The organism is Pareuzebyella sediminis, from assembly GCF_008367235.1.
GTDB lineage: Bacteria > Bacteroidota > Bacteroidia > Flavobacteriales > Flavobacteriaceae > Pareuzebyella > Pareuzebyella sediminis.
On sequence record NZ_VTZS01000003.1, the window covers coordinates 669,766 to 695,337 of the forward strand.

General features: G+C 41.0%; 24 protein-coding genes. 17 read left to right on the plus strand and 7 right to left on the minus strand.

Going from position 1 to position 25,572, the window contains the following annotated elements; all coding sequences use genetic code 11:
• The first annotated feature begins 31 nt into the window (after positions 1–31).
• Complete coding sequence (locus tag F2B13_RS13405; RefSeq protein ID WP_149273911.1) at positions 32–1,327, plus strand: aminopeptidase P family protein; 1,296 nt, start codon at positions 32–34, stop codon at positions 1,325–1,327.
• Positions 1,328–1,436: 109 nt separating this feature from the next.
• Positions 1,437–2,102, plus strand: coding sequence for a VOC family protein (locus F2B13_RS13410; RefSeq protein WP_149273913.1), 666 nt, complete (start codon positions 1,437–1,439; stop codon positions 2,100–2,102).
• A 6-nt stretch (positions 2,103–2,108) separates the two neighbouring features.
• Here the strand turns inward: F2B13_RS13410 and brnQ are convergent, their stop codons facing one another.
• Positions 2,109–3,395: a branched-chain amino acid transport system II carrier protein gene (gene brnQ, locus F2B13_RS13415; RefSeq protein ID WP_149273915.1), complete on the minus strand. Its 1,287-nt coding sequence runs from the start codon at positions 3,393–3,395 to the stop codon at positions 2,109–2,111.
• A 272-nt stretch (positions 3,396–3,667) separates the two neighbouring features.
• Here brnQ and F2B13_RS13420 point away from each other — a divergent pair, with 272 nt between their 5' ends.
• Complete coding sequence (locus F2B13_RS13420) at positions 3,668–3,886, plus strand: hypothetical protein (protein ID WP_149273917.1); 219 nt, start codon at positions 3,668–3,670, stop codon at positions 3,884–3,886.
• Between the two features lie 460 nt (positions 3,887–4,346).
• Here the strand turns inward: F2B13_RS13420 and F2B13_RS13425 are convergent, their stop codons facing one another.
• Entirely contained in the window at positions 4,347–5,357 is a 1,011-nt protein-coding gene (locus tag F2B13_RS13425) for an alpha/beta fold hydrolase (RefSeq protein ID WP_198439699.1), read from the minus strand.
• Positions 5,358–5,403: 46 nt separating this feature from the next.
• Positions 5,404–6,456: a thiamine-phosphate kinase gene (gene thiL, locus F2B13_RS13430; protein ID WP_149273921.1), complete on the minus strand. Its 1,053-nt coding sequence runs from the start codon at positions 6,454–6,456 to the stop codon at positions 5,404–5,406.
• Positions 6,457–6,611: 155 nt separating this feature from the next.
• Here thiL and F2B13_RS13435 point away from each other — a divergent pair, with 155 nt between their 5' ends.
• The 13 genes from F2B13_RS13435 to F2B13_RS13495 all read left to right on the plus strand — a co-directional run bounded on the left by F2B13_RS13435 (position 6,612) and on the right by F2B13_RS13495 (position 18,731).
• On the plus strand, positions 6,612–7,856 hold the full coding sequence (locus tag F2B13_RS13435; RefSeq protein ID WP_232622894.1) for a choice-of-anchor B family protein: 1,245 nt from the start codon (positions 6,612–6,614) through the stop codon (positions 7,854–7,856).
• Positions 7,857–7,881: 25 nt separating this feature from the next.
• A complete protein-coding gene (locus tag F2B13_RS13440) occupies positions 7,882–9,228 on the plus strand; it encodes a hypothetical protein (RefSeq protein ID WP_149273924.1) in 1,347 nt (448 codons plus the stop codon).
• A gap of 150 nt (positions 9,229–9,378) precedes the next feature.
• On the plus strand, positions 9,379–9,708 hold the full coding sequence (locus F2B13_RS13445) for a HesB/IscA family protein (protein WP_149273926.1): 330 nt from the start codon (positions 9,379–9,381) through the stop codon (positions 9,706–9,708).
• A gap of 47 nt (positions 9,709–9,755) precedes the next feature.
• The gene (sufB, locus tag F2B13_RS13450; protein ID WP_149273928.1) at positions 9,756–11,201 is read left to right on the plus strand and encodes a Fe-S cluster assembly protein SufB; all 1,446 of its coding nucleotides are present in this window, start codon (positions 9,756–9,758) and stop codon (positions 11,199–11,201) included.
• A 46-nt stretch (positions 11,202–11,247) separates the two neighbouring features.
• Positions 11,248–12,000: a Fe-S cluster assembly ATPase SufC gene (gene sufC / locus F2B13_RS13455; RefSeq protein WP_149304419.1), complete on the plus strand. Its 753-nt coding sequence runs from the start codon at positions 11,248–11,250 to the stop codon at positions 11,998–12,000.
• Positions 12,001–12,061: 61 nt separating this feature from the next.
• A complete protein-coding gene (gene sufD, locus F2B13_RS13460; RefSeq protein ID WP_149273933.1) occupies positions 12,062–13,378 on the plus strand; it encodes a Fe-S cluster assembly protein SufD in 1,317 nt (438 codons plus the stop codon).
• 120 nt (positions 13,379–13,498) lie between these two features.
• Positions 13,499–13,717 (plus strand): hypothetical protein, encoded by a 219-nt coding sequence (locus F2B13_RS13465; protein WP_149304420.1) that lies wholly within the window; start codon positions 13,499–13,501, stop codon positions 13,715–13,717.
• 487 nt (positions 13,718–14,204) lie between these two features.
• Positions 14,205–14,852, plus strand: a complete 648-nt coding sequence (locus F2B13_RS13470) for a porin family protein (RefSeq protein ID WP_198440129.1) — start codon at positions 14,205–14,207, stop codon at positions 14,850–14,852.
• A 96-nt stretch (positions 14,853–14,948) separates the two neighbouring features.
• On the plus strand, positions 14,949–16,163 hold the full coding sequence (locus F2B13_RS13475) for an aminotransferase class V-fold PLP-dependent enzyme (RefSeq protein WP_149304422.1): 1,215 nt from the start codon (positions 14,949–14,951) through the stop codon (positions 16,161–16,163).
• A gap of 117 nt (positions 16,164–16,280) precedes the next feature.
• On the plus strand, positions 16,281–16,703 hold the full coding sequence (locus F2B13_RS13480; RefSeq protein ID WP_149304423.1) for a SufE family protein: 423 nt from the start codon (positions 16,281–16,283) through the stop codon (positions 16,701–16,703).
• A gap of 65 nt (positions 16,704–16,768) precedes the next feature.
• Positions 16,769–17,101, plus strand: a complete 333-nt coding sequence (locus F2B13_RS13485; RefSeq protein ID WP_149273943.1) for a DUF59 domain-containing protein — start codon at positions 16,769–16,771, stop codon at positions 17,099–17,101.
• A 110-nt stretch (positions 17,102–17,211) separates the two neighbouring features.
• On the plus strand, positions 17,212–17,739 hold the full coding sequence (locus F2B13_RS13490) for a DUF2480 family protein (protein WP_149273945.1): 528 nt from the start codon (positions 17,212–17,214) through the stop codon (positions 17,737–17,739).
• Between the two features lie 56 nt (positions 17,740–17,795).
• Entirely contained in the window at positions 17,796–18,731 is a 936-nt protein-coding gene (locus F2B13_RS13495; RefSeq protein WP_149273947.1) for a DUF3078 domain-containing protein, read from the plus strand.
• 528 nt (positions 18,732–19,259) lie between these two features.
• On the opposite strand, the gene hflX is transcribed toward F2B13_RS13495, so the two are convergent.
• Positions 19,260–20,471, minus strand: coding sequence for a GTPase HflX (gene hflX, locus F2B13_RS13500; protein WP_149304424.1), 1,212 nt, complete (start codon positions 20,469–20,471; stop codon positions 19,260–19,262).
• A gap of 74 nt (positions 20,472–20,545) precedes the next feature.
• Here hflX and F2B13_RS13505 point away from each other — a divergent pair, with 74 nt between their 5' ends.
• Positions 20,546–21,520 (plus strand): endonuclease/exonuclease/phosphatase family protein, encoded by a 975-nt coding sequence (locus F2B13_RS13505; protein ID WP_149273951.1) that lies wholly within the window; start codon positions 20,546–20,548, stop codon positions 21,518–21,520.
• A gap of 58 nt (positions 21,521–21,578) precedes the next feature.
• Here the strand turns inward: F2B13_RS13505 and F2B13_RS13510 are convergent, their stop codons facing one another.
• The 3 genes from F2B13_RS13510 to F2B13_RS13520 form a co-directional block, all read right to left on the minus strand.
• The gene (locus F2B13_RS13510) at positions 21,579–22,046 is read right to left on the minus strand and encodes an FKBP-type peptidyl-prolyl cis-trans isomerase (RefSeq protein WP_149273953.1); all 468 of its coding nucleotides are present in this window, start codon (positions 22,044–22,046) and stop codon (positions 21,579–21,581) included.
• A gap of 71 nt (positions 22,047–22,117) precedes the next feature.
• Positions 22,118–22,831: a 3'-5' exonuclease gene (locus F2B13_RS13515; RefSeq protein ID WP_149273955.1), complete on the minus strand. Its 714-nt coding sequence runs from the start codon at positions 22,829–22,831 to the stop codon at positions 22,118–22,120.
• 383 nt (positions 22,832–23,214) lie between these two features.
• Positions 23,215–25,464: a DUF7133 domain-containing protein gene (locus F2B13_RS13520; RefSeq protein ID WP_149273957.1), complete on the minus strand. Its 2,250-nt coding sequence runs from the start codon at positions 25,462–25,464 to the stop codon at positions 23,215–23,217.
• Positions 25,465–25,572 lie beyond the last annotated feature (108 nt).

Below are 25,572 nucleotides of genomic sequence, written 5' to 3' on the forward strand. Positions count from 1 at the left end.
ACATAACGAGTAAAAAATAATATTGAAACGTATGAAATACGAGCAAATTCCAAATAACCTTTTCAAGAAGAATCGCAATAAATTCATGGCTGCTATGCTACCCAAAAGCATTGCGGTTTTTAATTCAAACGATATTTATCCAATTGGCGCCGACAGCGTTTTGCCATTTGAGCAGCATCGAGATATATTTTATTTAACCGGTGCCGATCAAGAAGAAACGATGTTATTGCTTTTTCCGGAAGCTATGGATGCGAATCACCGAGAAATACTATTTGTTCGTGAGACGAATGCACATATTGCCGTCTGGGAAGGGGAGAAATTGACCAAGGAGAGAGCAACCGATATATCGGGTATTGAAACGGTCTACTGGCTCAAGGAATTCGACTCGGTTTTTTTCGACTTGATGACCGAGGCAGAAACGATTTACTTCAATACCAACGAACACTATCGCCAAGCCGTTGAAACCCAAACCCGTGAAGACCGATTTATATTAGATTGCAAGCAAAAATACCCGGCACACCGAGTAGCAAAGAGCAATCCTATTTTACAGAAATTAAGGGGGGTGAAAGAACCCGAGGAAATCAGTTTATTACAAAAGGCCTGCGATATTACCGAAGTGGGGTTTCGACGAGTACTCGAGTTTTTGAAACCCGGTGCCTGGGAATTTGAAATTGAGGCGGAACTATTACATCAATTCGTACGCAATAGGTCTAAAGGGTTCGCCTATCCGCCTATTATTGCCTCTGGCAACAATGCTAATGTGTTACATTATCTTGAGAACAATCAACGGTGCAAAGATGGTGATTTGATCCTTATTGACGCTGCGGCTGAATATGCGAACTTTTCTAGTGACTTAACGCGAACTATTCCCGTAAATGGTAAGTTTACGGAGCGACAGAAATCGGTATACGAAGCGGTTTTACGAGTAAAAAAAGAAGCTACTAAAATGTTGGTTCCCGGCACAATTTGGGCCGAGTACCACAAAGAATGTGGAAAGTTGATGACTTCTGAGCTTTTGGGACTCGGACTCTTGGACAAGGCCGATGTACAAAACGAAAATAAAGATTGGCCTGCCTATAAGAAGTATTTTATGCATGGCACTAGCCATCATATCGGCTTGAATACACACGATTATGGAGAACTGAAGACACCTATGGAACCTAATATGGTCTTTACGGTCGAACCGGGTATTTATATACCTGATGAAAAAATGGGTGTTCGTTTAGAAGATGACGTTGTCATTCAAGAAACTGGCGATCCATTTAATTTAATGCGCAATATTCCAATTGAGGTCGAAGAGATTGAGGAGTTGATGAATGCTTCATGACCAGAACAGGCTCCATCTAGTACATTAAAAACTTTTCGAGCATTCACTTTGTTCCAGATGGAGATCGCAGAAGGGAGAATGATGGCTCATTTTGATACGCCTTTATGATATGGTAATCAAGAAACTCAAGCTGTATACCCCGAGAATAAGGGAGCAGACCCGTTTTTATTCCGAAGTTCTAGGATTGGGCATTCAAAAAACGAGTGTTTCGGAATTTACCTTCAAAATAGGCGATTCTTTGATGACCATGATAGAAAAAAGGGAAGCCAAGCCTTATCATTTTGCAATTAATATACCGGCCAATAAAGCAGAGGAGGCCCTGAATTGGATTAAATCCAGAGTGGCGGTCTTAAAGGACGGCCACAACGAAATTCAAAAGTTCGAAGCTTGGAATGCCAAGTCCATTTACTTTTATGACAAAGACAAAAATATCGTGGAACTGATTGCGCGAAAAAATTTGAACAATGATAAAGAACAAGAATTTGAATCTTGTCAATTTCTTGAATTGTCAGAAATAGGATTGGTGACCAATCATATCGAACAACAATTTGATGTACTAAATAAGACGGCAAAAATGACCATATTCGATGGAACATTTGAACGATTTTGTGCCATTGGAGATGAAAAAGGACTCTTTATATGCATCGATCCGAGCAAAAAAGATTGGTATCCGAATGGAGACAAACCCTTTTCATCCGATTTTGAAATAGAATTTATGGAGAGGGACATTCCTTATAAAGCACCATTTAAGAAAGGAATATTGACCTTTCTATAGTTGTATTTAGGTGAAGGGACTTTCCTTGAATTTCAACCAGATGTTAATAATCAGAAAAACCAGAGCGCCCGGCACTACCCACCCCATACTAAATTGACTAAGTGGAATATAGCCATATAATTCATCAACAAAGCTGTTCAGTCCCATACTTCCCAAGAAATCAGGGACACTAAAGATAACTGTAGAAACCGTGACGGCTTTAAACACAAGAGGAGGGGCCAATTTTCGAGGTAAGACATTTAAAATAATCAGTACAATAGTAATAGGGTAAATAATCATAAGGGCAGGGAGTGCCACTATTATGATATAGGCCACATCGAACTGCCCCATGACAATACCCAGAATACAACCGACAACTGCAGTAAGAATATATGCTTTTCTTGAATCTTTACAACGGGACCTAACAAAATCAGCCGTTCCCGTAACGATACCCACGGCCGTCGTAAAGCAAGCAAGACCGACCAATAGGCTTAAAAAAAGATGGGCGTTATTTCCCAAGGTCTTTATGCTTATCCCCGTCAAGAGATTTGTACGTGTAATTTCGGGATCGAAATAGGGGACCATGGTAGCCCCGGAAAAAATAAGGCCTGAGTAAATAAGAAAAAGGGAAAGCCCGGCCAGGCCTCCAGCTCGTCTAATGAGCAACTTTTTTTCGGTATAGCCAGCTTGGCTCTTCTTCTGATTGATCGAAACAATGATAACAGCTCCTACCACTACCGCACCGATGGCGTCAAAGGTTTGGTAGCCTTCAAGAATTCCTGTTGTAAATGGATTGGAAAAAGTGGTTGCGCCAAGATCGGCATCCACGGAAAACAAGACAACACCCATTATGATAGCCAGAATAAGAATTATGGCGGGGGTCAAAATTTTGCCTAGGATATCTAAAAGCTTGGATCTATTTAAAACAAATATAAATACCAAAGAAAAGTAAACCATACTGGTTAAAAACGAAGGAGTATCAAAAAAAGGGGCGATAGCCATCTCATGGGTGACCGATGCGGTTCGAGGTGAGGGCAGACCTATGGAAATGGCATACACAATACAACAATAGACTAAACTAAATACCGGGGAGACTTTTTTCCCAAAATCATAAATAGTACCCTGCTGTTGTGCATGGGCAAGAATACCCAGTAAGGGTATGACTACCGCCGAAAGACAAAACCCTAACGCCACCACCCACCAAAGATCACCTGCCTTAAAGCCCAACTGTGGTGGTAGAATCAGGTTACCTGCGCCGAAAAACAACGAGAATAGGGCAAAAGCAGTTACCAAGGTTTCTTTGATGTTCTTCAAAAATGTATTCTTTTATCAATAGCTCACGGACTAAGATACCCAAAATCGTAGCATGGCAAGTCCTCTGAGCAACTTTGAAAGCATACCGTTGGTCGAAAAAAATGCAGTTCATCGAAAAAAGACCTCGATAAGTGCTTTATGCTCAATAAAAGATATCTAAGTGCGTTCGTATAATGAAAGTGTTCAAAAACACAATTTAAACCAATCCAAATTTTCAATTATTGCAGTAAGCGGTTTCCCAAAACCGACCAAAGCGTTTTAAACCTACAACCATGAAAAGATTTTTTTGCAGCCTGTTTGGCCATCACTATGCCGTGTCGAAAAAAGTTACCCTCCACATCAAGGAATATAAATGTATACACTGCGGAAAAGAAGTGACTACAGACGTTAGTGGAAACCTCTCGATTTTGACACCGGAGCTGCAAGACATCAACAAAACATTAGAAAATATTTATCAAAGAAGACATCGGGCAGCAGAGCATGCCGCCTAATTATGCTTTGGCACCTGAATCCTAGTCCATACTCTTTGAATTAGGATTTTAACTTATTCCCGAAAATTAAGTAGCAACCTCGTTCTCCACTGTCGTTTGCCCCACAACAGTAAAGTTAGGTCTGCTCTTTTTTTCGGGAATTTTTATATTTTTAGGTATTTCCAATTCAAACCACTCGACTTTGTTCAAAGATATTTTGCAAGTTGTCAAAGACAAGTTTTTAATTTTATGGGTTCATGTGCCAATTCACTTATTCCCATTTTCTCAACTATCATAGAAACGAATTTTTTAGTAACCGCCACTTACTCACAATGCTAATACGAAGGTTGAAAATGATGGCTTGAAAAGAAAAAAGGGTAAAAAAGTCTCCCCAACACCCCTAGGTTCCCCATTCTGGAATAATGGTTCGGATTATGAATTTCTAATGTGTTGATCTTAATAAGGGCTTACATTAGAACAGTTATTTACCGGTAGACAAAGAGGCTTTTTCAATAGTTTTCAAAATCTTATGGCATATAGTATCCATGAGTATATCAGGAAGGTCATGTCCCATATTTTCTAACCAGAGGGTGTCTGAGGTTGCAATTAGTGAAGCCATTTTTTTTCCATGTTCAATAGGTATTACTGGATCTTTCTCTCCATGAATAATGAGTACCGGTATATTGAGTCTCGCAAGACCATCGTAACGAGACCCTGATGCTTCAATGGCCTTTTGGTGCTTCTTGCCAGCTATAAAATGATAACCATCTCGTTTTTCAAGATTGTATAATGCCGATTGTGCTAGGGGCTTGGCTTCGATTTTCCCTGTGGCATCACCCATCAATATTTTTTTGTGGACGAACTGTAATTTTATTTTCCCCTTTTTGCCCCCGAGCATTCCATGCTTTATTACCGCCGAAATCATTTTGGGCAATATATCTTGATTCATAGGGGGTAACATCGTATCAAAAATATTTCCTGAGGACATTATTGAGGTTAAACTTTCAAATCGATCAGGGTACTTCATTACGGCTTTTTGTGCAATCATTCCTCCCATGGATACGCCCACTACATGGGCCCTTTGAATATGTAAGGTATCGAGAATGGCAATGGGATCTTTTGACATATCGCCCAATGTGTAAGGGGTTTTGTCTTTTGCCCCGTCTTTTTGCGTTGTAAGTCCCGTTCCACGATGGTCATATCGTATGACCCGATAACCGGCATCTCGAAATTTGGATAAAAAATCAGGAGGCCAACTCAGGGCGTCGTTTGCAGCTCCCATGATGAGGATAATGGTCCCTTTTGGATTGCTATCCGGTAGTATACTTTCGTACCAGACATTCCAGTTTTCAGAAGAGGCCAAACCGGTCTTTCCGGTCACCATATCTGGAATGGGCTCTTTGATAACGCTCTTTATGGCCTCTTCTGTTTGATTCGAAAGCTTCGGAACCGAAGCACAGGTATAAACCGAAATCCCAATTAGAATTGGCATAACGAACGATAAGACCCTTCTTGGCATAGGCATCGGAATAACGGTACTAATTGGATGTATTGAGTGAATTCCATCCTTGGGCGGTCAATGGAATTTTAGCATTACTTCGAGACACTAAATGTGTCCCTTCACGCTTATCGGTCATGTGTCCAATAATGGTTAAATTGGGGTTCCCCTTTATTTTATCAAAGTCTTTTTGATCGATCGTAAACAATAGCTCATAGTCTTCACCCCCGCTTAATGCGATTAGGGTGCTATCTAAGTTAAACTCTTCGCAAGCCGCTATTACGGTAGGGTCTAGAGGAATCTTATTTTCATGTAGGTCACAACCGACCTCGCTATTTTTACATAAATGCAAAATCTCGGAAGAAAGTCCGTCACTAATATCGATCATTGATGTAGGCACCACTTTCAGTTTTTCCAAAAGTTCTACTATATCTTTTCGGGCTTCGGGTTTCAATTGCCGCTCCACAATATAGGAATAGGGCGAGAGATCGGGCTGGTTGTTTGGGTTGACCTTAAAAACCTCTTTTTCACGCTCTAGAACTTGGAGTCCCATGTAGGCCCCGCCTATATCCCCACTAATCACTAAAAGGTCGTTCTTTTGGGCTCCTTTACGATAGGTTATTTGTTTATCTCTAACTTCACCGATGGCCGTTATACTAATCAATAGTCCTGTATTCGAAGACGTAGTATCCCCTCCAATAAGGTCTACCTTATAAAGCTTTGTGGCCAATTGTATACCTGCATATAGTTCTTCAAGGGCCTCTAGGGGAAATCGGTTCGACACTGCAATGGAAACAGTGATTTGAGTGGCTGAGGCATTCATGGCATAGATGTCGGATAAATTTACCATTACTGCCTTATAGCCCAAATGTTTAAGAGGCATATAGCTCAGGTCGAAATGTACCCCTTCGACTAGAAGGTCAGTGGTAACAACTGTATTTTTGTCGGTAAAGGAGAGTACGGCAGCGTCATCACCGATACCTTTTATAGTCGACTGGTGCACGAGCGCGAAATTTTTGGTCAAATGATCGATAAGGCCGAATTCGCCCAACGCTTCCAGTGAAGTACGTTCTTGATTTTTATCTTCTAACATATGGCAAAAGTAAAGGTATTTTTTTCAAAGTAATCTAGTGTCTACGTATTTTGCGTATGTTTTATAAAGGCAGGTGATAGTTGTTTAGGTATGATTATTGAGGTAATTTGCAAGACTTAAGTAAAATCAAATAGGCGCTTAATGAAACGAAAACTATGGGCGGTACCATGAATAAAATAGGTTTTTTTATCAGCTTTTCTTTGTTGTTGTTCGCTTGCTCTTCTGATGATACGGCAGCGATACAAGACGAAGATCCGAACGATGATAACAACCCCCAGGGTATTGCCCCCTGTGAAAATGGTATGGCTGGGATATATCCTTGTAATGGATACGACCTTTTAGGCCATATTTCATTATCGGATTTTGATGCTGATGCCGGCAACGATAGTTGGGGATGGAAGGACACTTCAACGGGTAAGGAATATGCCTTGATAGGTCTCGATAATGGTACCGCCTTCGTTGATATTACGGACACCGAAAACTTGATTTATCTTGGAAAGTTGCCGACGGCAACGGTTAATAGCGATTGGCGAGACATCAAGGTCTACAACGACCACGCATTTATTGTGTCTGAGGCAGAAGAACACGGTATGCAGGTTTTTGATTTGACCAAATTGCGAAATGTTCAAACCCCCCCTGAAAAATTCGAATCTGATGCCCGCTACACCGGTTTTGGAAACGCCCATAATATTGTAATCAATGCGGAAAGTGGGTTTGCTTATGTCGTAGGCACGGCCAGGGATGATGCGTTTAATGGAGGAGTTCATTTTGTAAATATCCAAGACCCTAAAAACCCCATCGGGGCCGGGGGTTATGGAGAAAAAGGATATTCCCACGATGCACAGGTAATAACCTATAGAGGCCCAGATCCGTCTTATAACGGCAAGGAGATTTATGTTGGCGCCAATGAAAGTCAAATTGTAGTTGTTGATGTTACCGATAAAAGTAATCCGGTAGAGATAGCCACAGTGCTATATCCAAACATTGAATACACGCACCAAGGATGGTTTACCGAAGACCATCGGTTCTTCTTGTTAGGAGATGAGCTCGACGAGGTGAGACAAGGTTTTAAGTCACGTACATTGGTTTTTGATTTTTCCGATTTGGATAGCCCAACATTGCACGACACTTACTTAGGCCCTACTAGTGCCATTGATCACAACGGCTATGTTCAGGGGAATGACTTTTTTCTAGCAAATTATACCGCAGGGGTAAGGATATTGGATCTGTCAAAAATTGAAGAAAAACAAATCGTAGAAGCAGGTTTTTTCGATACGTTTCCGATCAGCGATGATGTCAGGTTTGATGGAGTTTGGAGTGTGTACCCTTATTTTACAAGCGGTAAGGTCGTAGTAAGCGATATAAGCGCTGGACTTTTTGTCATAAAAAAGTCGAATTGAAACAATATATACATAAGCTTTCAAAATGAAAGAAGTTGTTTGTTTACTGGCCATTATGCTGCTATTGTCTTGTTCAAATGACAAGGAGTTGGCAGGGCTCAATGACGAGGTCTCCGACGATTTTTCGGGGGAAGTGGCATGGGTGAGAAATTATGGGGGTTCTGGCGAAGATACGGCACATTCCGTAATACATACCAACGATGGTGGCTTTGCTATTTTGGGGTACTCCAACAGCGTTGATGGACACTTGTCACATAAGACCGATGAAGTTAATGATTACTGGTTATTAAAGTTGGATGGCGGGGGTATGGTACAATGGAGTAAGACCTATGGTGGAAGTAAGGATGATAGAGGTCAAAGTTTGGTTCAGACTGCCGATGGAGGTTTTGCTTTAACGGGTTATGCCATGAGTAGCGACGGAGATGGCAGCAATAATGAGGGCTTTCATGATAATTGGGTCTTGAAACTCGATGCCCAAGGCACCATCGAATGGGAAAAGAGCTTTGGCTTTTCGGGTCACGATCACTCCTATGATATTTTGCAAACCGATGATGATGGTTTCTTTTTTGTTGGATTTTTGGATATAACATCGGCTCGAGCGGATGGAAATACCGAAAAAACGAATGGGTTGACCGCACATGGGGTCGGTGAGTTTTGGGGTACGAAAATTGACGCAGAGGGTAACCTTCAATGGCGTGGGTATTACGGGGGAACCAATAATGACAGGGCACATGCCGTAGTGCAATCGGATGATGGGGGCTTTGTACTGGCGGGGTTTTCGGAAAGTGACGATTTCGATGTTAGCGATACTCAGGGAAGCTATGATTTTTGGGTGGTCAAAGTCGATAGCAAAGGAAATTTGGTATGGGAACGTTCCTTCGGGGGAACCGGAATAGAAATTGCCCAAGATATAGTCAAGAGCGCCGATGGAGGTTATGTCATTGCAGGGAATACCTTTAGTAACGATAGTGATGTTTCTATGAATAAGGGCGCTTCCGACGTGTGGTTGATTAAGATAGACGATCAAGGTCATTTGATTTGGGAAAAAACCTTTGGAGGCACGGAATTTGAGGATGCCCAGGGCGTAGCCCTCAGCAATGACGGTGGATATATAGTTGTGGGAAATTCAAAGAGCAACGATATTGATCTGGCGTCCAATGTTGGGGAAAATGACATCTGGATAATAAAGACTGATGCTCAGGGAACTATGATGTGGCAAAAATCCTTCGGAGGTACTGGAATCGATTTTGGTTTTGATGTGGTAGAAACCCCGCAAGGACATATATTTTGTGTGGGTGAGACCTCCAGTCCTGATTTTCCGGATATTGACTTCAAGGGCAAGTCAGACGTGGTGGTTATTAAAATAAAATAACCCTTATCCTATCTTCTTTTTTACAGACGCACGTTAGACTTTTATCTATAGAATTAACCTATTTCGACATTCGTTATAATAATGTTATGATCTGTGGTTAAACCCTACTAAAACCGTATATTTGTAACCTATTTAGAATGATATTAAACAATGATACAAGTTTCTGACACAGCTAAAAAAAGGGTCGTCCTCCTCATGACCGAAGAGGGTTATGATGCTAGCAAAGACTTTATACGAGTGGGTGTAAAGAGTGGCGGATGCAGTGGATTGTCTTACGAGCTTAAATTTGACGATAAAGTAGGAGAGACTGATAAGGTTTTTGAAGATAATGACGTGCGCATCATCGTAGATAAAAAGAGTTTTTTATACCTGGTCGGCACGACCTTGGAATATTCGGGTGGTCTAAACGGAAAGGGTTTTGTCTTTAATAATCCCAATGCACAGCGAACCTGCGGTTGTGGAGAAAGCTTCTCATTATAAACCTGGCATTTGAAGGCACCCGTCTTTAAATATATTAACTAAGATTTATGGCATATACTGAAGAAGAACTAAAAAAGGAGCTCGAGACCAAAGAGTATGAGTACGGCTTCTATACCGATATTGAATCCGACACATTTCCTAAAGGCTTGAACGAAGAAATCGTAATCGCGATATCCAAAAAGAAGAATGAGCCTGAATGGATGACACTTTGGAGGTTGGAGGCTTTTAAATATTGGAAGGAAATGGAAGAACCCGAATGGGCTAACGTTACCTATAAAAAGCCGGATTTTCAGAACATTTCATACTATTCTGCACCGAACAGCAAGCCAAAGTACGACAGCTTGGATGAGGTCGACCCAGAGCTGCTCGAAACGTTTAAAAAACTGGGAATTTCAGTAGACGAGCAAAAAAAATTGGCTGGTGTGGCGGTCGACATTGTAATGGATTCGGTTTCCGTCACTACTACTTTCAAAAAGACCTTGGCAGAAAAAGGTATTATATTTTGTTCGATTTCGGAGGCCATTCAAGAACATCCTGAGCTGGTAAAAAAGTATATCGGCTCCGTGGTACCCAAAAGGGATAATTTTTACGCAGCACTTAATTCGGCCGTGTTTTCAGATGGCTCTTTCTGTTATATACCAAAAGGCGTACGCTGCCCTATGGAACTTTCTACTTATTTTAGGATTAACCAGGCCGGAACAGGGCAGTTTGAAAGAACACTGGTCATTGCTGAAGAGGGCAGTTATGTGAGTTATCTAGAGGGTTGTACCGCTCCCTCTCGTGATGAGAACCAACTACATGCCGCAGTTGTTGAATTAATAGCCTTAGATGACGCCGAAATAAAATACTCAACGGTACAAAATTGGTTTCCAGGGGGTAAGGATGGTAAAGGGGGAGTCTTTAATTTTGTAACTAAGCGGGGAATTTGTGAAAAAAATGCGAAGATATCGTGGACGCAAGTAGAAACCGGTTCTGCGGTAACTTGGAAATACCCCTCTTGCATATTGAAAGGCGATAATTCCATCGGGGAATTTTATTCTATAGCGGTGACCAATAATTTTCAGCAAGCCGATACGGGAACTAAAATGATACACTTAGGGAAAAACACCAGAAGTACAATTATTTCTAAAGGAATTTCCGCCGGAAAATCGCAAAATAGCTATCGGGGGCTGGTACAAATAAACAGTAGGGCCGAGAATGCACGTAACTTTTCACAATGTGATTCCCTATTAATGGGCAACGAATGTGGGGCACATACGTTTCCCTACATTGAGGCGAAGAACAAAACGGCTCAAATAGAGCACGAAGCCACTACAAGCAAAATTGGGGAAGATCAGATTTTTTACTGTAACCAGAGGGGTATCGATACTGAAAAGGCCATTGCGCTGATCGTAAACGGCTTTAGTAAAGAAGTGTTGAATAAACTACCCATGGAATTTGCTGTCGAGGCTCAAAAACTTTTGGAAATTAGTCTTGAAGGTTCGGTAGGCTAGGAGTTGGCTCAAGTAAATGATTAAAAATTAGGTAAACAAAAACACAATGCTAAAAATAAAGGACTTACATGCAAGTGTAGAGGGCAAGGAAATATTAAAAGGTATCAATTTAGAGGTAAACCCCGGAGAGGTACATGCCATTATGGGGCCGAACGGATCAGGTAAAAGTACGTTGGCCGAGGTAATCGCCGGAAAGGAAGAGTTTGACGTGACCAAGGGTTCTATCGAATTGAACGGGGAAGACCTTGAAGATACCGCTCCCGAAGAACGTGCCCATAAAGGCATCTTTCTATCGTTTCAATATCCTGTTGAAATTCCTGGCGTTTCTGTAACCAATTTCATGAAAACCGCAATCAATGAGTCTAGAAAGGCCAGAGGGATGGAAGATATGCCGGCCAATGAAATGTTAAAGATGATTCGCGAGAAATCGGAACTGTTGGATATTGATAGAAAATTTTTGTCGCGTTCATTGAACGAAGGGTTTTCCGGTGGAGAGAAAAAGCGGAACGAAATATTTCAAATGGCAATGATGGAACCGAAATTGGCCATTTTAGATGAGACCGATTCAGGTCTCGATATCGATGCCCTGAGAATTGTGGCCAATGGAGTGAATAAATTACGAAGCGGAGATAGGGCGACTATTGTGATTACCCACTATCAGCGTCTGCTAGAATATATCGTGCCCGATTTTGTACACGTATTACATGATGGTAAAATCGTAAAATCAGGGGGTAAAGAACTTGCCCTAGAGCTAGAAGAGAAGGGATATGACTGGTTGAAACACGAGGCGGCAGTTTAATTAGCATTAGAAATTATATTAAACTTCTGATGTAAGGCTGCCTTACCAAATGAAAAAAGAAATGGATTTAAAAGATAAACTAATATCATCTTTCATGGCGTTTGAGAACAATGTGGATATCGAGCACCCGGTGCACGATGTACGCACCGAGGCCATGAAGAATTTCGAGATGAAGGGCTTTCCCTCAAAAAAAGAAGAAGCTTGGAAATACACATCGTTGAAAGGCCTTGAGAAAATTGATTTTAGCATTTTCCCTAAGGAAGAAAACGCATTGGAATATAGGGATGTCAAGCGGTATTTCTTACACGAAATAGATACGTATAAAATTGTTTTCATCGATGGAATCTATAGTTCTTACCTTTCGGAAACTACTCATGATGGTGTGGATATCTGTTTGATGAGTTCTGCTTTGACCAAGCCCATGTACAAACCCGTCATTGATGTATATTTTAATAAAGTCGCTTCTAGCGACGAGTCGTTGACCTCGCTGAATACCGCTTTTAGCCGGGAAGGGGCTTACATCTATATACCAAAGAACAAGATACCTAAAAAACCCATTGAAATTATTCATTTTGCTACGGGTAACGAGGCATCTTTGCTTCTACAGCCTCGAAATCTGATCATTGCCGAAGAAAATGCGGAATTACAGGTAATCGAGCGCCATCAAAGCTTAACTTCCAATGATGTGCTCTCCAATTCAGTTACGGAAATATTTGCGGCGGAGAATGCCATTGTAGACTACTATAAGATTCAAAATGATAATAGTAAAGCTTCATTAATAGACAACACTTATATAGACCAAAAAAGCAGAAGTGTAGTCAAAATACATACATTCAGTTTTGGCGGGAAGTTGATCCGTAACAATCTTAATTTCTATCAAAATGGGGAGCGTATCGACTCCACGATGAAGGGCGTGACCATTTTAGGGGAAAAGCAGCATGTCGATCATCATACTTTAGTGCATCACAAGCAGCCGAATTGCGAAAGTCATCAAGACTATAAAGGAATTTATGGCGAGAACTCGACCGGTGTCTTCAACGGAAAGATTATTGTTGACAAAATTGCTCAAAAGACCGATGCCTTTCAGCAAAACAATAATATATTGATAAGCGATAAGGCAACTATCAATTCCAAGCCACAATTGGAAATATTCGCCGATGATGTGAAATGCTCTCATGGCTGTACCATTGGGCAGTTAGATGAAGAGGCCTTGTTCTATCTTCAATCAAGGGGTATTCCAAAGAGGGAAGCAAGAGCTTTGTTGATGTACGCCTTTGCCAACAATGTGTTGGAAAGTGTCCGCATTCCTGAATTGAAGACTCGTATCAATAAACTTATAGCCAAAAAATTAGGGGTTAACCTTGGTTTCAATCTCTAAGATAGCTGGCCACCAAGAAGAAATGTAGGGGCCGTCAACGCATGGTAAATTTTGCGTCGATATATTAAAAAAACTTTTTTCCAACGAATAAACAGATCGGTATTTTTCAGAAGGTATCGGGTGAAAAGATTTGTATGCAGTACCTTATTTTTAATAAGGGTACTTTCTTCTTGGGCGCAAGACCATAAATGGGCTATCGAGGCCAATTATCCAGTACTTCTAGGGGACGAAAATTCTTTCAGGGACTACAATGGGGTCATTGATATAGGAATCAAATATAGCTTTATAGACCGGATTGGTGAAGTTAGGGGCAGGATTGAACAGTGGGCTTTTTCGTAACCGATCTGGGCGTTCGAACCTAGGGCCTGACGGAACGTTATTTTTTGTACAACCCCATATCTTGGGAGAGATAAACATACATAGATTACATCCATTTCTCGGTATAGGGTATTCTTTGTAAAGCGAAGATGTTTCTGGAAGTTATGATGGCGAAAACAATTTTGACTATGGAGAGACCATCGGGGGTTTGAATGCTAATGCCGGACTAGCGTTCGATATGTCGAATAAGCTTTTTCTAAAAGCACAGTACGGTATTACGCACCTGAAATCAAAAAATTCGATGACCCATGAGGGACAGACTATAGATTATGTCTATAAGGAAAATATCAGTCTTTTAAAGTTTGGGGTAAGTTTTCGTTTTTGAGACTTTAGTTCTATGCCATTCGAAGGCTAGGTTTTCATAAAAGCGATGACCCTTTGTGCATTTACTTTGAAACGCTCCGTGAAGTACTTCTGGCCGTTTTGGAAAATTGTCCTAGTTTTAGACATGGTAAAATTAAAATGGTTCTTGCTTCTCACTTGTTTTTATTTCGTGCCCTTACAGTCTCAGGACGTGCATTACGGGGCCAAAGCAGGGGCAAACTATTCTTCTGTAGTGGGTGATTTGACCGATGGCGTAAAATTTAGGTTGTCCGGTCATGCAGGTATTTTCCTCCAGTTCGAGTTCTCCGAAGGTTTCACCTTACAGCCAGAATTATTATATGTTTCCCAAGGCTTTCAGTACAGTTCCGACCTTTTTTCGATTGAAAGTGAAGCTCCTCTCCCTGCCGGAAACGATTTTCGAACAAATGTTCAGCTCAACTATTTGGCAATTCCAGTGCTGGGCACATTCGCTCTTAATGAGCGTTATTCGGTTCATTTTGGTCCTCAGTTTGCTTTTCTGCTTAACCAAGTCACCAAAATCAAAAGTTTAGACGAACCCGATGGCATCAATGCGAAAAGCAAAGCTTCGACCTCGGGAAAATTTCTTCTAGATTATGGAGTCGCGGCCGGTATCGATATCAAATTCGGCACAAATATTTCGATGACGCCAAGATTTTATTTGGGGCTACGGAATCGCCTGAACGGGCGTGAAGATAACCTTCAAAACTATAATGTTTCCCTGCAGCTTTCGATCAATTATATTTTCGATTGATTTCTAAAGCTTCCGTCTTCAAACAGGGCGTATTAAAGAATATATCCTCGTAGAATTAGAATACAGTAGGTATCTTTACATTTCAATTGAATAAACATGTTCGACGTCAATACAATAAGGGCTGATTTTCCGATTCTGGGCCGTAAAGTGAATGGCAGGCCATTGGTATATTTTGATAATGCAGCTACCTCCCAGACCCCGAAACAAGTCATTGATGCAATCGTGCACTACTATTCTGGGTACAATGCCAATATTCATAGAGGTGTACATACGTTATCGCAGGAGGCTACCGACAAATATGAACAGGCAAGAGAAAAAATAAAAGTTCATTTCAACGCTGCCCAATCCAAGGAAATCATATTTACTTCGGGAACGACACATGGCATTAACCTAGTCGCTAATGGATATTCATCAATTCTAAAAAGGGGCGATGAGATTTTGGTTTCTGCAATGGAGCACCACTCGAATATTGTGCCGTGGCAGATGTTAGCTGCGCGTACCGGAGCGATTCTTAAGGTGATCCCAATGAATACGGATGGGGTATTGATTATGGACGAATATGAAAAGCTGCTATCGGAACGTACGAAGCTTGTTTTTTGTAATCACGTTTCCAATGCCTTGGGAACCATCAACCCCATTGAGGAAATCATCAAGAAAGCACATCAGGTGGAAGCGAAGGTACTAATTGATGGGGCTCAGGCTGCTCCTCATATTAAGGCCGACCTTCAAGCACTTGATGTTGATTTTTACACCGTATCGGCCCATAAAATGTGTGGTCCGACGGGGATAGGCATACTTTATGGAAAAGAACAGTGGCTTAACGAATTACCCCCTTACCAAGGTGGAGGTGAAATGATAGCCGAGGTCACTTTTGAAAAGACAACGTATGCCGATTTACCCCATAAATTTGAAGCGGGCACCCCGAATATCTGTGGAGGCATTGCTTTTGGGGCGGCACTTGATTATATGAATTCTATTGGATTTGATGATATTGCAACGTATGAAAATGAGCTACTTCATTATGCCACCCAAAAACTATTGGGTATCGAAGGGCTTAAAATTTATGGTACAGCTAAGCATAAAACTTCGGTAATTTCATTCAACATAGAAGGTCTGCATCCATATGATATCGGTACCATTCTTGATAAATTGGGGATTGCCGTGAGAACTGGTCACCATTGCGCCCAACCTATTATGGATTTTTATGGGATTCCTGGAACCGTTAGGGCAAGTTTCGCTTTTTATAATATGAAAACCGAAATTGACACTTTGGTAGAAGGGGTTCGGCGGGCCAAAGACATGCTTCAATAAAAAAATCCTTCCGCTCGTTATAAAAATGAATTATGGGCAAATCGAAAGATGCTTTTGCTAGAATCCGTTGAATAGCAGCTTAACTTATTGTATTTTTGTAGTAAAGGGTAAGTAAACATGGGCATAAAGGAAATACAGCAGGAAATTATAGATGAGTTCTCTATGTTCGATGATTGGATGCAGCGATACGAGTATATGATCGAACTCGGCAAATCACTTCCATTAATTGACGAAAAATATAAAACCGAAGATAATATAATCAAGGGCTGTCAAAGCAAAGTATGGGTGCATGCCGAACTCGATGAAGATAAGCTGGTTTTTACTGCAGATAGTGATGCCATCATTACGAAGGGCATCATTGCTATATTGATCAGGGCATTCAGCAATCAAAAGCCACAAGATATTATCGCCGCCGATACTGGTTTTATCGATGAGATCGGTTTGAAGGAGCACCTATCCCCGACAAGGGCCAATGGGCTGCTAAGTATGATAAAACAAATGAAATTGTATGCCGTTGCTTATCAGACGCAACTGAGCTAGTTTCAGTTCAGAAAACTTCATTGTCTTATCCAAGAAACCCTGTACTAATTACCAAAATTATTAAAATGAGCGAAGAAACATCAACAATAGACACTAGAGAACTTGGCGAGAAAATTGTAAAAGTTCTAAAAACGATATATGATCCGGAAATACCCGTCGACATTTATGAGTTGGGCCTCATCTACGATGTATTGGTCAACGAAGATAATGAGGTAAGGATTTTAATGACCTTGACCTCGCCCAACTGTCCCGTGGCGGAGACGCTTCCTGTCGAAGTAGAGGAGAAGGTAAAGTCTTTGGATCTAGTGAAGGATGCTGAAGTAGAAATTACTTTTGACCCTCCCTGGACCCAAGATTTGATGAGTGAGGAGGCAAAATTGGAACTCGGTCTGCTATAAATATATCGCCTCCTCGAAGTGTTTAATTCCTTTCCTTTAGTACGGATTTAAACTTAAAAAGTCTATCCATAAATTTATGGATATTGGCCTACCCGACAAATTTTCTAAATATGTCAGATAATAACGAAAAACCGATTTTGAATCGGGTTGCCCAAAGCAAACTCATAACTTTCAATCTTGAGGATTATTATCCCAAGGGAGAACGTATAGCGATCGATATTTCAGGATGGTTATATGACGGTCTTATTCTTAGGGAAAAAGAATTTAGGGCAATGGTAGCCGCTTATGATTGGTCGAAATTCCAAGACCACTATGTGGCTTTATACTGTGCTACCGATGCTATCGTTCCTGGTTGGGCCTTTATGCTACTGGCAACTAAATTACAACCTTATGCCAAAAAAGTGATACAAGGTTCATTGGAAGAAATGGAGGCACTTCTCTACCAATCTATCTTGGAGAATTTGGATGTTTCTGAATTCAAGGATAAACCGGTAATCATAAAAGGATGTAGTAAAAAGCCGGTTCCTCCCAATGCGTATTTATTGGCAATTGAACGATTGCAACCTGTGGTTAAGTCCTTAATGTACGGAGAGGCTTGCTCTTCCGTACCGCTCTTCAAAAAAAATAATCTCGGGTAGTGAATATTTTTGTTGGCAATTCTTACTTTTGAGCCTCAATTATAAACACTATAACCATGCAAAAACTAGTATTTACATTATTTGCCATGCTGGCATTTTCGATGGGTTCGGCACAAACTCTTGACGAATTAAAGGCAGAACAAGCGGCTAAAAAAGATTCTATTAAGGCCATAAAAGGCAGAGTAGACGCACTACAAGGTAAAATTGATGCCTTTCCAGGCTGGAAAAAAGGAGCTTTTGGAACCATTGGACTAAACTTATCGAAATTCAATAATTGGTACTCTCAAGGGGTGCCAGATAATTCTTCGGGTAATATCGGAGTAACGGTAAATGGCTTTGCTAATTTGGACAGGGAAAAATTTTTCTGGAGAAATTCGGGAAATATCAATCTTCAATGGGTGAAATTAGACAACAAGAATGATCCTACCGATAGGGAGGGTTTTGAAGGAACTACTGATGTATTTAATATTTCCTCCCTTTACGGGTACAAATTGTCCAAGAACTTTGCTATTTCGGCATTAGGGGAATACAGAACGTCCATCATTAATAATTTTAACGATCCAGGCTATCTCGATTTCGGGGTCGGGGCAACATGGACCCCAATTGCGGACATGGTTGTTGTAATTCACCCTTTGAACTACAATTTTGTTTTCAGTAGTGGAGATAATGTCTATGAATCTTCAGCGGGGGCTAAAATCGTTGTCGATTATACCAAAAAGTTTTTGGGGAGCGTTAACTTTAAGACAAATTTTTCCACCTTTCAGAGTTATAAAAGTGGAGATTATTCAAACTGGACATGGGTCAACTCCTTTGGTTACACCTTGTGGAAGAATATAGGTGTCGGTTTTGAGTTTGGTCTTCGAAACAATAAGCAAGAGGCATTGGCCGCTGCGCTGGCACAAACTCCGATACCTACTCCAACGCCTACTTTTGAAAACCTCGATAACAAATTACAGAGCTATTATTTATTCGGGCTTAATTATGCCTTTTAAAAACTTGTAATCGGTAATAAAAGAAACGCCCCAAATTTTGGGGCGTTTTTTTTTTAAGTAGGTGTACGTTAAGTTTGGTTGCAGTCAATAAAAATCAAACCTTTAGGTTAAGTAGTTGTTATTTGGGACTAACACTAAATTTCAAATACAAAACGAATGTAACAGGCAATACCCAATTCGGTAAATATTTGTTGTGAAGTACCCTTTTTTTGTGGTGAAATAGCCTAAAAGGTATTTCTTAATCTGTAAGATGAAAAAACCCTCCACAAAATGGAGGGTTTTTTCATGAAGTAGGTTTGGTTCGATTTGAGTTACTTTTACAATCGGTCGTTTACTATCGATTTTCACATTATCTTTTAAAAGTAGGTCAAGTTTATAATCTGGTTTGGGTCAAGACTATCATTTGATCACAGGGTAAAACTACGCTTACTTTGAAATATGTAGTAACTATTGTTGTGAAGTAAAACAAATTTGTTGTAAAAAATACAAGAGGTCCATTTTCTCCGATGAACTGTCGGCTCCTAGGCATTAATATTGATCAAGATGTTCGGGGTATAGGAAATTATTGTAAGGGAAACGAGTGACATGAATATCCCTGACCTCATTATAAACCTTTTTGCGGAACTCGTCAAAGTTTTCCTTATTAAGGGCAGAAATGAATAAAACGTTGTCGCCCAGTCGATCCATCCATGTATTTTTCCATTCATCGATGGTGAAATGCCTTTCGGTTTTTTGGGTTATTATATCGTCTTGATCGATGACCGCATGTCTATATAGGTCTATTTTGTTGAAGACCATAATGGTATTTTTATCTGCAGAATCTATTTCGGCCAAAATTTGGTTTACCGAAGCTATGTGCTCTTCAAACTGAGGGTGTGAAATATCGACTACATGCAATAGGAGGTCTGCCTCACGAACTTCGTCTAAAGTACTTTTGAAGCTCTCGACCAATTGTGTAGGTAATTTGCGTATAAAACCGACCGTGTCACTTAATAGAAAGGGGAGATTGCCGATGACAACTTTGCGCACTGTGGTGTCTAAGGTAGCGAACAATTTGTTCTCGGCGAAGACCTCGCTCTTGCTGATCACGTTCATAAGAGTCGATTTGCCCACATTGGTATACCCGACCAAGGCCACACGTACTAAGGATCCACGATTACCTCGCTGGGTTTCCATCTGGCGATCAATTTTTTCCAATTTCTTTTTTAATAGGGAAATTCGATCACGAACAATACGTCTATCGGTCTCGATTTCGGTCTCACCTGGACCTCTCATACCGATACCACCACGTTGGCGCTCCAAGTGTGTCCATAAGCCGGTTAATCTTGGAAGAAGGTACTCGTATTGTGCCAACTCGACTTGGGTGCGTGCATAACTCGTTTGGGCACGTTGTGCAAAAATATCAAGAATCAAACTGGTACGGTCGACTATTTTACACCGTAGTTTCTTCTCGATATTACGTTGCTGTGCAGGGGTCAACTCATCATCAAAAATTACGGAGCCAATGTCATGTTCCTTTACAAAGTGGGCCACTTCTTCCATTTTTCCACTTCCAATAAGCGTTTTAGGATTTGGGGTATCAATGCGCTGTACAAAGCGCTCGATTACTTCGCCTCCCGCGGTGTACGTCAAAAACTCGAGCTCGTCTAGATATTCGGTTACTTTTTCCTCATTCTGCTCTCTATTGATGACGCCGATAAGTACGGCCCTCTCATGGTCAATTGTTTTCTTTTCTAACATAGAATTGTAAAATGCAAATTTAAGCAATACTGATCGACCTATTTTCGTAAATTTAATACCCCAATCACATACCTATGATTTTTTCTTTTTTTAAGCGAAAAAAAGGCAGACATTTGAACACAATCGTGTTCTATAATCTGGAAAATCTTTACGATACCGTTGACGATCCACACACGCTCGATGATGATTTCACTCCAAAAGGTACTAAAAGATGGTCGGTCAAAAGGTATAAAAAGAAAATTTTCAAACTTGCGAAGACGCTTTCCGAAATAGGGAATAACGAAACCTCAAGCCCACCTGTTCTTATCGGGGTGGCCGAAGTAGAGAATAAAACGGTAATGGAAGACCTGTTACGCGCTGATCCATTACGAGGTGTCGATTATGGATATGTACATTATGATTCACCTGATGAAAGGGGAATTGATTGCGGACTTATATACCATAAAGATCATTTCGAAGTAATTTATTCCGAACCAATTACATTGCTTGTTTTCGAAGGGAACGGACAAAGAGACACGACCAGAGATATCTTGTACGTCGTTGGCACGTTGAACAATGAGAGGGTCCACATATTTGTCAACCACTGGCCTTCCCGAAGAAAGGGAAACGATGAAACCTGCCATAAAAGGATAAAGGCCGCGGAAACAATCAATGGATTCATGGAAAAAATTGAGCGTACGGAGGCCAACCCAAACTTTATAATCATGGGAGATTTCAATGACGGTCCAACATCGGAAAGTATTGGGGTCTTAATGCAATCGAAGCGTCTCTACAATCCCATGGAGAAGCTTCTGTCACCAGACCGGGGCAGTGCAAACTACAGAAGATCATGGATGTTGTTCGATCAGATTATGTTTTCCCATACATTTCTCAATTATGAAAAAGGCACCCATAGCTTTGCACATGCGAATATATTCGATGAACGATTTTTGACGGAATTCAGGGGAAGGTTCAAGGGCAACCCTTTTCGTACGTATGTAGGGAATAAATATATTGGGGGGTATAGCGATCACTTTCCGGTGTACATCCAATTAAAATTTAACCGATAAAAAGGCCATTCACCGTAAGAAAGGATGCTAAAAAGAAAATTATTTTAAAATAGCAGGTTCAATTGACGGAAATGAGATCGATCTCAAAAATTAAAACTGATCCGCCGGGAATACCATAAGAGTCGAAACTGCCGTACCCAAGATGTGCCGGTATTAATAGCAACCCTTTTCCGCCTTCATTGAAATAGGTAATTCCTTCGGTCCACCCTTTTATGACTTGTTGAAGGTTGAACGTGATTCCATTCTCATCACTCTGATCAAAAACTTTTTGGTTTAAAAAGTAACCTTTGTAAGCTACGGTGACGTCAGACGTAGTAGTGGGTCGAGTGCCATTCCCAGCTTCTTCTATAGCGTAATAAAGCCCAGAATCGCTCTTTTGGGCTTCTATGTTATTTGTCTTGATATACGCTTGAATATCACTATCATTCTGTTGGCGGTAATCGATGGGTTCTGTATTTTCCGAATTATTCTCGCCTCCACAAGAGACCAACATAACACAAAGTAGTAAGGGCATCAGATATCTCATAGCTATTTTTTGAGAGTGCTAATATAGTAAAACAAGATTATCCGTTTACATTGGCTTTTTAAAGGATGGCTTTATACGCTCTTGATGTCTTTCTCATCCAATAACGCTTCACCTCTTAACTTTAAGAACACCTGGGCGGTAGTCACTACATCAAGTTCGCAATACGTTATAATACGGTCGAGGTCACCGTCATCGTAGAATACGTTGCGTACCATACTTCCGTCAATATCATGTTTTGGGGAAGGGATTCCTAAGATGTTGGCCAATAGTTTGAGGGAGGTAAAATGTTTGTAATCACCGAATTTCCAGAGGTCCATCGTGTCCAAATGAGGGATTTCCCAAGGTTTTCTACCAAAGAGATTCAGTTTGTTTGGTAATTCTATACCCTTAATAATCATCCGTCTTGCGATATAGGGGAAATCAAATTCCTTGGCGTTATGGCCGCAAAGTAGATGCTTTGATGAGCTGAAATGGTCAACTAATAAATTTTTGAATGATTTCAATAATTTTTCTTCTTCGCCATGAAAGGTGGTGGTACGAAAAGACCTGATGTCGCCCTTTAGGTGAAAATAGCCTACTGAAATACAGATAATTTTACCGAACTCGGCCCAAATACCAGCTCTGTCATAGAATTCTTCGGCGGTATATTCATCTTTGCGCTGGTAAGCCGACTTTTGCTCCCACAACTCTTTTTTGCTATCGTCAAGTTGATCGAACCTCTCTTGCTCGGGCACTGTTTCAATATCAAGAAATAGAATATGTTCTAAATTGATTTTATGAATCATTTAAGGCTAAGATTAGGGTTGGAATACTCAATATACAAACAAATATTCAAAGAAAAATTGCAAAGAACCGGGGCAGGGCGATTTAAAAGGTAAATGACCTATCAAAATGTTGATTTCTTGTAAACAGACCGAGGCGTCGGTTAAGGCTCTATGAAATATTTATCGATTTTAAGGTTTACTAGCTGAATATACATTTTTTCTCCATGAAGTAATGGCATGGATTAAGGCGTATAGCCCATACGAGCAGAATCATACTAGATAGTCTGTTAAACGGTTAAGGACTTGTACGTTTGAGACAAAGATCTAGGTTTATGTATTCCCTGTATTTATTGTATGACCTATATGAAGCTATCGCCCCAAATATGCTCGCAGCACATCTTGAATTATCTGCCAAGCTGTAAAAGTTCTTCCTCGGTATATTCCGCACCACTTTTACTTTTTTCTACGCGCAGCTCTTTGATTCGATCTAGAGTAACGGATTTTGATCTATTTGAAAATGCATTTCCCACATAGGACATGATATCTTTAATATCGCGGTCGGTAAGACTTTGATTACCATAAAATCCGGGCATGGCAGCTGTAAAATTATACGATTCTCCATTGACCTTAATGGGGCCAGTAAGGCCATGAAGAATTATCCTGGCAAGTTTTTCATGGTCTCTTACGTATTTTGAACCCATAAGGGGAGGAGCCAAATTTTCCGTACCGCGTCCATCGATTCCATGGCAAACCGCGCAGAGTTGACGGTACAATTTTGCGCCAGCGGTTCGAGAATCTGCTCGACGTGGTTTATCTTCATAGATGGGGTTGAGTGCATTGTTCTCTTGATTTTTAACGATGCCACGAAGATCTTGAAGCATTCTCTCGGAAACCTTGTTGGACGCATTACCTGAAAGAAGGGTATAAAAGTTTTTGGAAGAGGGACCTATCCCGCTTAAAAAGGCTTCTTCCATTACTACATTTTCATTAGGGTCTTTTAGTAATAAATCGGCGAATGAAAACCATTGTTCAGGATTCTCGTGTGCCCAGGTTCCCATCGTGGCCAAAATATAAAGATTTATCGTCGGGTCTTGTTTTTTTACTAATTTTTTGTAGAGGGAAAAGGCAATGGGTGCTTTTTCCGGAGAGGCGTAACCTTCCATGAGTAAAAGTGTGTGGGCCACTACCTGTGGTTGCGCTATTTGAAGTGCTTGAGTCAGTAATTCGAAGCTAAGACCGTCGATTCCTTGTAGCGTGTAGAGAGCATGTATTTGAGCGAGGGGGTTTTTCGTTTGTAATGCCAATTGCTCCAGGTCAGGGATCATACCGGAGTATTTTTTATATACCAGTTGGTATTGTGCTTTTGTACGTATGGCACCATTTTCGTGCCCCAAAAGCTGAACAAGTACTTCTGGATCTGCTTTTTGAAAATTCGGGTATTTCTCCATAGGTGCACCCTTGGCCGAAATTTTTAAAATACGTCCTTTGGATACGATGGTATCCAATTGTTTTTCCCGTGCGCGTTTTCTGAGGTAAGGACTTAAAAAGGCATGATGTTGTATCACTCCCCGATGAAGATCCACGACATATAGACTTCCGTCCAAACCATTTTTGAGATAGACTGGTCGAAATCCTTCATCCGTAGCAGCTAGGAATTCTTTGTTTTCCCAAGCCTGTTCGCCATGCATCAATCCATCGGTTTCGGTCAAGATTATTCTTTTGATAAGATTACCTTCGGGAACACATACGAAAAGATTTCCGTTATACCCATCGGGAAAAGCGTTACCACGATACACCAAAGGAGAGCATGTAGATGTGGCCTCGAGCAATATACTGTCGGCGTTGAGTGTTTTTGGGGAATACCCTCGGTTGACACTTGCGGCATGTAGGGGATAAACGCGTTGACTTTGTACTAGTCTGTCGTTAAGCCCTTTTTTTGGTATAAACCATTTATTCCGGACCAGAACATGGGGCAGTAGCTGATCGCCCAGTAGAAGTGTCGAATTGTTATTATAGTACAAACGCCCAAAATCATCTTGTGAAATGCCCCATTGACCCCTTGCGGGTGCGGCCTGTTTGACCCATTTACCTTCTTTCCTTCGGTACCGATGTGTACTATTGGCATTGTAGATCCAATTATCGGTATGAAGCAAGAGTCCATTGGGTTGGTGTTCGGGGTTGCCTTCCGGGGCATAGAGTGAATCGACCAGAACGCGATTCTTGGGGCGGTCGTTTTCAATTTCAACGAACCAAAGGTTGGGGGGCTCGGCATAAAGAAGTCCGCCGTATACGTGGGCAAGGGCACGGGGCATTACCAAACTGTCTAAAAAGACTTTGGCATGGTCGGCCGTACCGTCATTATCCAGGTCTTCCAGAATGCGAATAGATCCGGAGGGTTCACTCTCGCCCGAACCATCCAGATCATTCATAAATCCTGGCATTTGGGCTACCCAAATGCGCCCATCAGGACCAAAATCCATGGCAACGGGCGCGGTCAATAGAGGTTCGGAAGCTACGACCTGAAGATCGAAACCTTCGGTAAGCCGATACGGATCTAAGGAAACAATAGGCTCTTTATATTCTTCTTGACATGCGACAAATAATAAGGTTAAAAGTGAAAAAAGAAAGGAGAAGGGGTAAAGAATTTGCTTCATTTGAGGAGGAAAACTTTAAAAAATTTAAAAGTACCGCAAAAGTAAAAAGAAATAACAATCGACCATTGGTTTAGCGTCCGTTATCTTTTTTGCAGGTAATTTGGGAAA

Bases quoted from the DNA above. Each gene is read 5' to 3' on its own strand.
- F2B13_RS13405 (WP_149273911.1), top strand. From the start codon at position 32: ATGAAATACGAGCAAATTCCAAATAACCTTTTCAAGAAGAATCGCAAT.
- F2B13_RS13410 (WP_149273913.1), top strand. From the start codon at position 1,437: ATGGTAATCAAGAAACTCAAGCTGTATACCCCGAGAATAAGGGAGCAG.
- F2B13_RS13420 (WP_149273917.1), top strand. From the start codon at position 3,668: ATGAAAAGATTTTTTTGCAGCCTGTTTGGCCATCACTATGCCGTGTCG.
- F2B13_RS13425 (WP_198439699.1), bottom strand. From the start codon at position 5,357: ATGCCAATTCTAATTGGGATTTCGGTTTATACCTGTGCTTCGGTTCCG.
- thiL (WP_149273921.1), bottom strand. From the start codon at position 6,456: ATGTTAGAAGATAAAAATCAAGAACGTACTTCACTGGAAGCGTTGGGC.
- F2B13_RS13435 (WP_232622894.1), top strand. From the start codon at position 6,612: ATGGGCGGTACCATGAATAAAATAGGTTTTTTTATCAGCTTTTCTTTG.
- F2B13_RS13440 (WP_149273924.1), top strand. From the start codon at position 7,882: ATGAAAGAAGTTGTTTGTTTACTGGCCATTATGCTGCTATTGTCTTGT.
- F2B13_RS13445 (WP_149273926.1), top strand. From the start codon at position 9,379: ATGATACAAGTTTCTGACACAGCTAAAAAAAGGGTCGTCCTCCTCATG.
- sufB (WP_149273928.1), top strand. From the start codon at position 9,756: ATGGCATATACTGAAGAAGAACTAAAAAAGGAGCTCGAGACCAAAGAG.
- sufC (WP_149304419.1), top strand. From the start codon at position 11,248: ATGCTAAAAATAAAGGACTTACATGCAAGTGTAGAGGGCAAGGAAATA.
- sufD (WP_149273933.1), top strand. From the start codon at position 12,062: ATGGATTTAAAAGATAAACTAATATCATCTTTCATGGCGTTTGAGAAC.
- F2B13_RS13470 (WP_198440129.1), top strand. From the start codon at position 14,205: ATGGTAAAATTAAAATGGTTCTTGCTTCTCACTTGTTTTTATTTCGTG.
- F2B13_RS13475 (WP_149304422.1), top strand. From the start codon at position 14,949: ATGTTCGACGTCAATACAATAAGGGCTGATTTTCCGATTCTGGGCCGT.
- F2B13_RS13480 (WP_149304423.1), top strand. From the start codon at position 16,281: ATGGGCATAAAGGAAATACAGCAGGAAATTATAGATGAGTTCTCTATG.
- F2B13_RS13485 (WP_149273943.1), top strand. From the start codon at position 16,769: ATGAGCGAAGAAACATCAACAATAGACACTAGAGAACTTGGCGAGAAA.
- F2B13_RS13490 (WP_149273945.1), top strand. From the start codon at position 17,212: ATGTCAGATAATAACGAAAAACCGATTTTGAATCGGGTTGCCCAAAGC.
- F2B13_RS13495 (WP_149273947.1), top strand. From the start codon at position 17,796: ATGCAAAAACTAGTATTTACATTATTTGCCATGCTGGCATTTTCGATG.
- hflX (WP_149304424.1), bottom strand. From the start codon at position 20,471: ATGTTAGAAAAGAAAACAATTGACCATGAGAGGGCCGTACTTATCGGC.
- F2B13_RS13505 (WP_149273951.1), top strand. From the start codon at position 20,546: ATGATTTTTTCTTTTTTTAAGCGAAAAAAAGGCAGACATTTGAACACA.
- F2B13_RS13510 (WP_149273953.1), bottom strand. From the start codon at position 22,046: ATGAGATATCTGATGCCCTTACTACTTTGTGTTATGTTGGTCTCTTGT.
- F2B13_RS13515 (WP_149273955.1), bottom strand. From the start codon at position 22,831: ATGATTCATAAAATCAATTTAGAACATATTCTATTTCTTGATATTGAA.
- F2B13_RS13520 (WP_149273957.1), bottom strand. From the start codon at position 25,464: ATGAAGCAAATTCTTTACCCCTTCTCCTTTCTTTTTTCACTTTTAACC.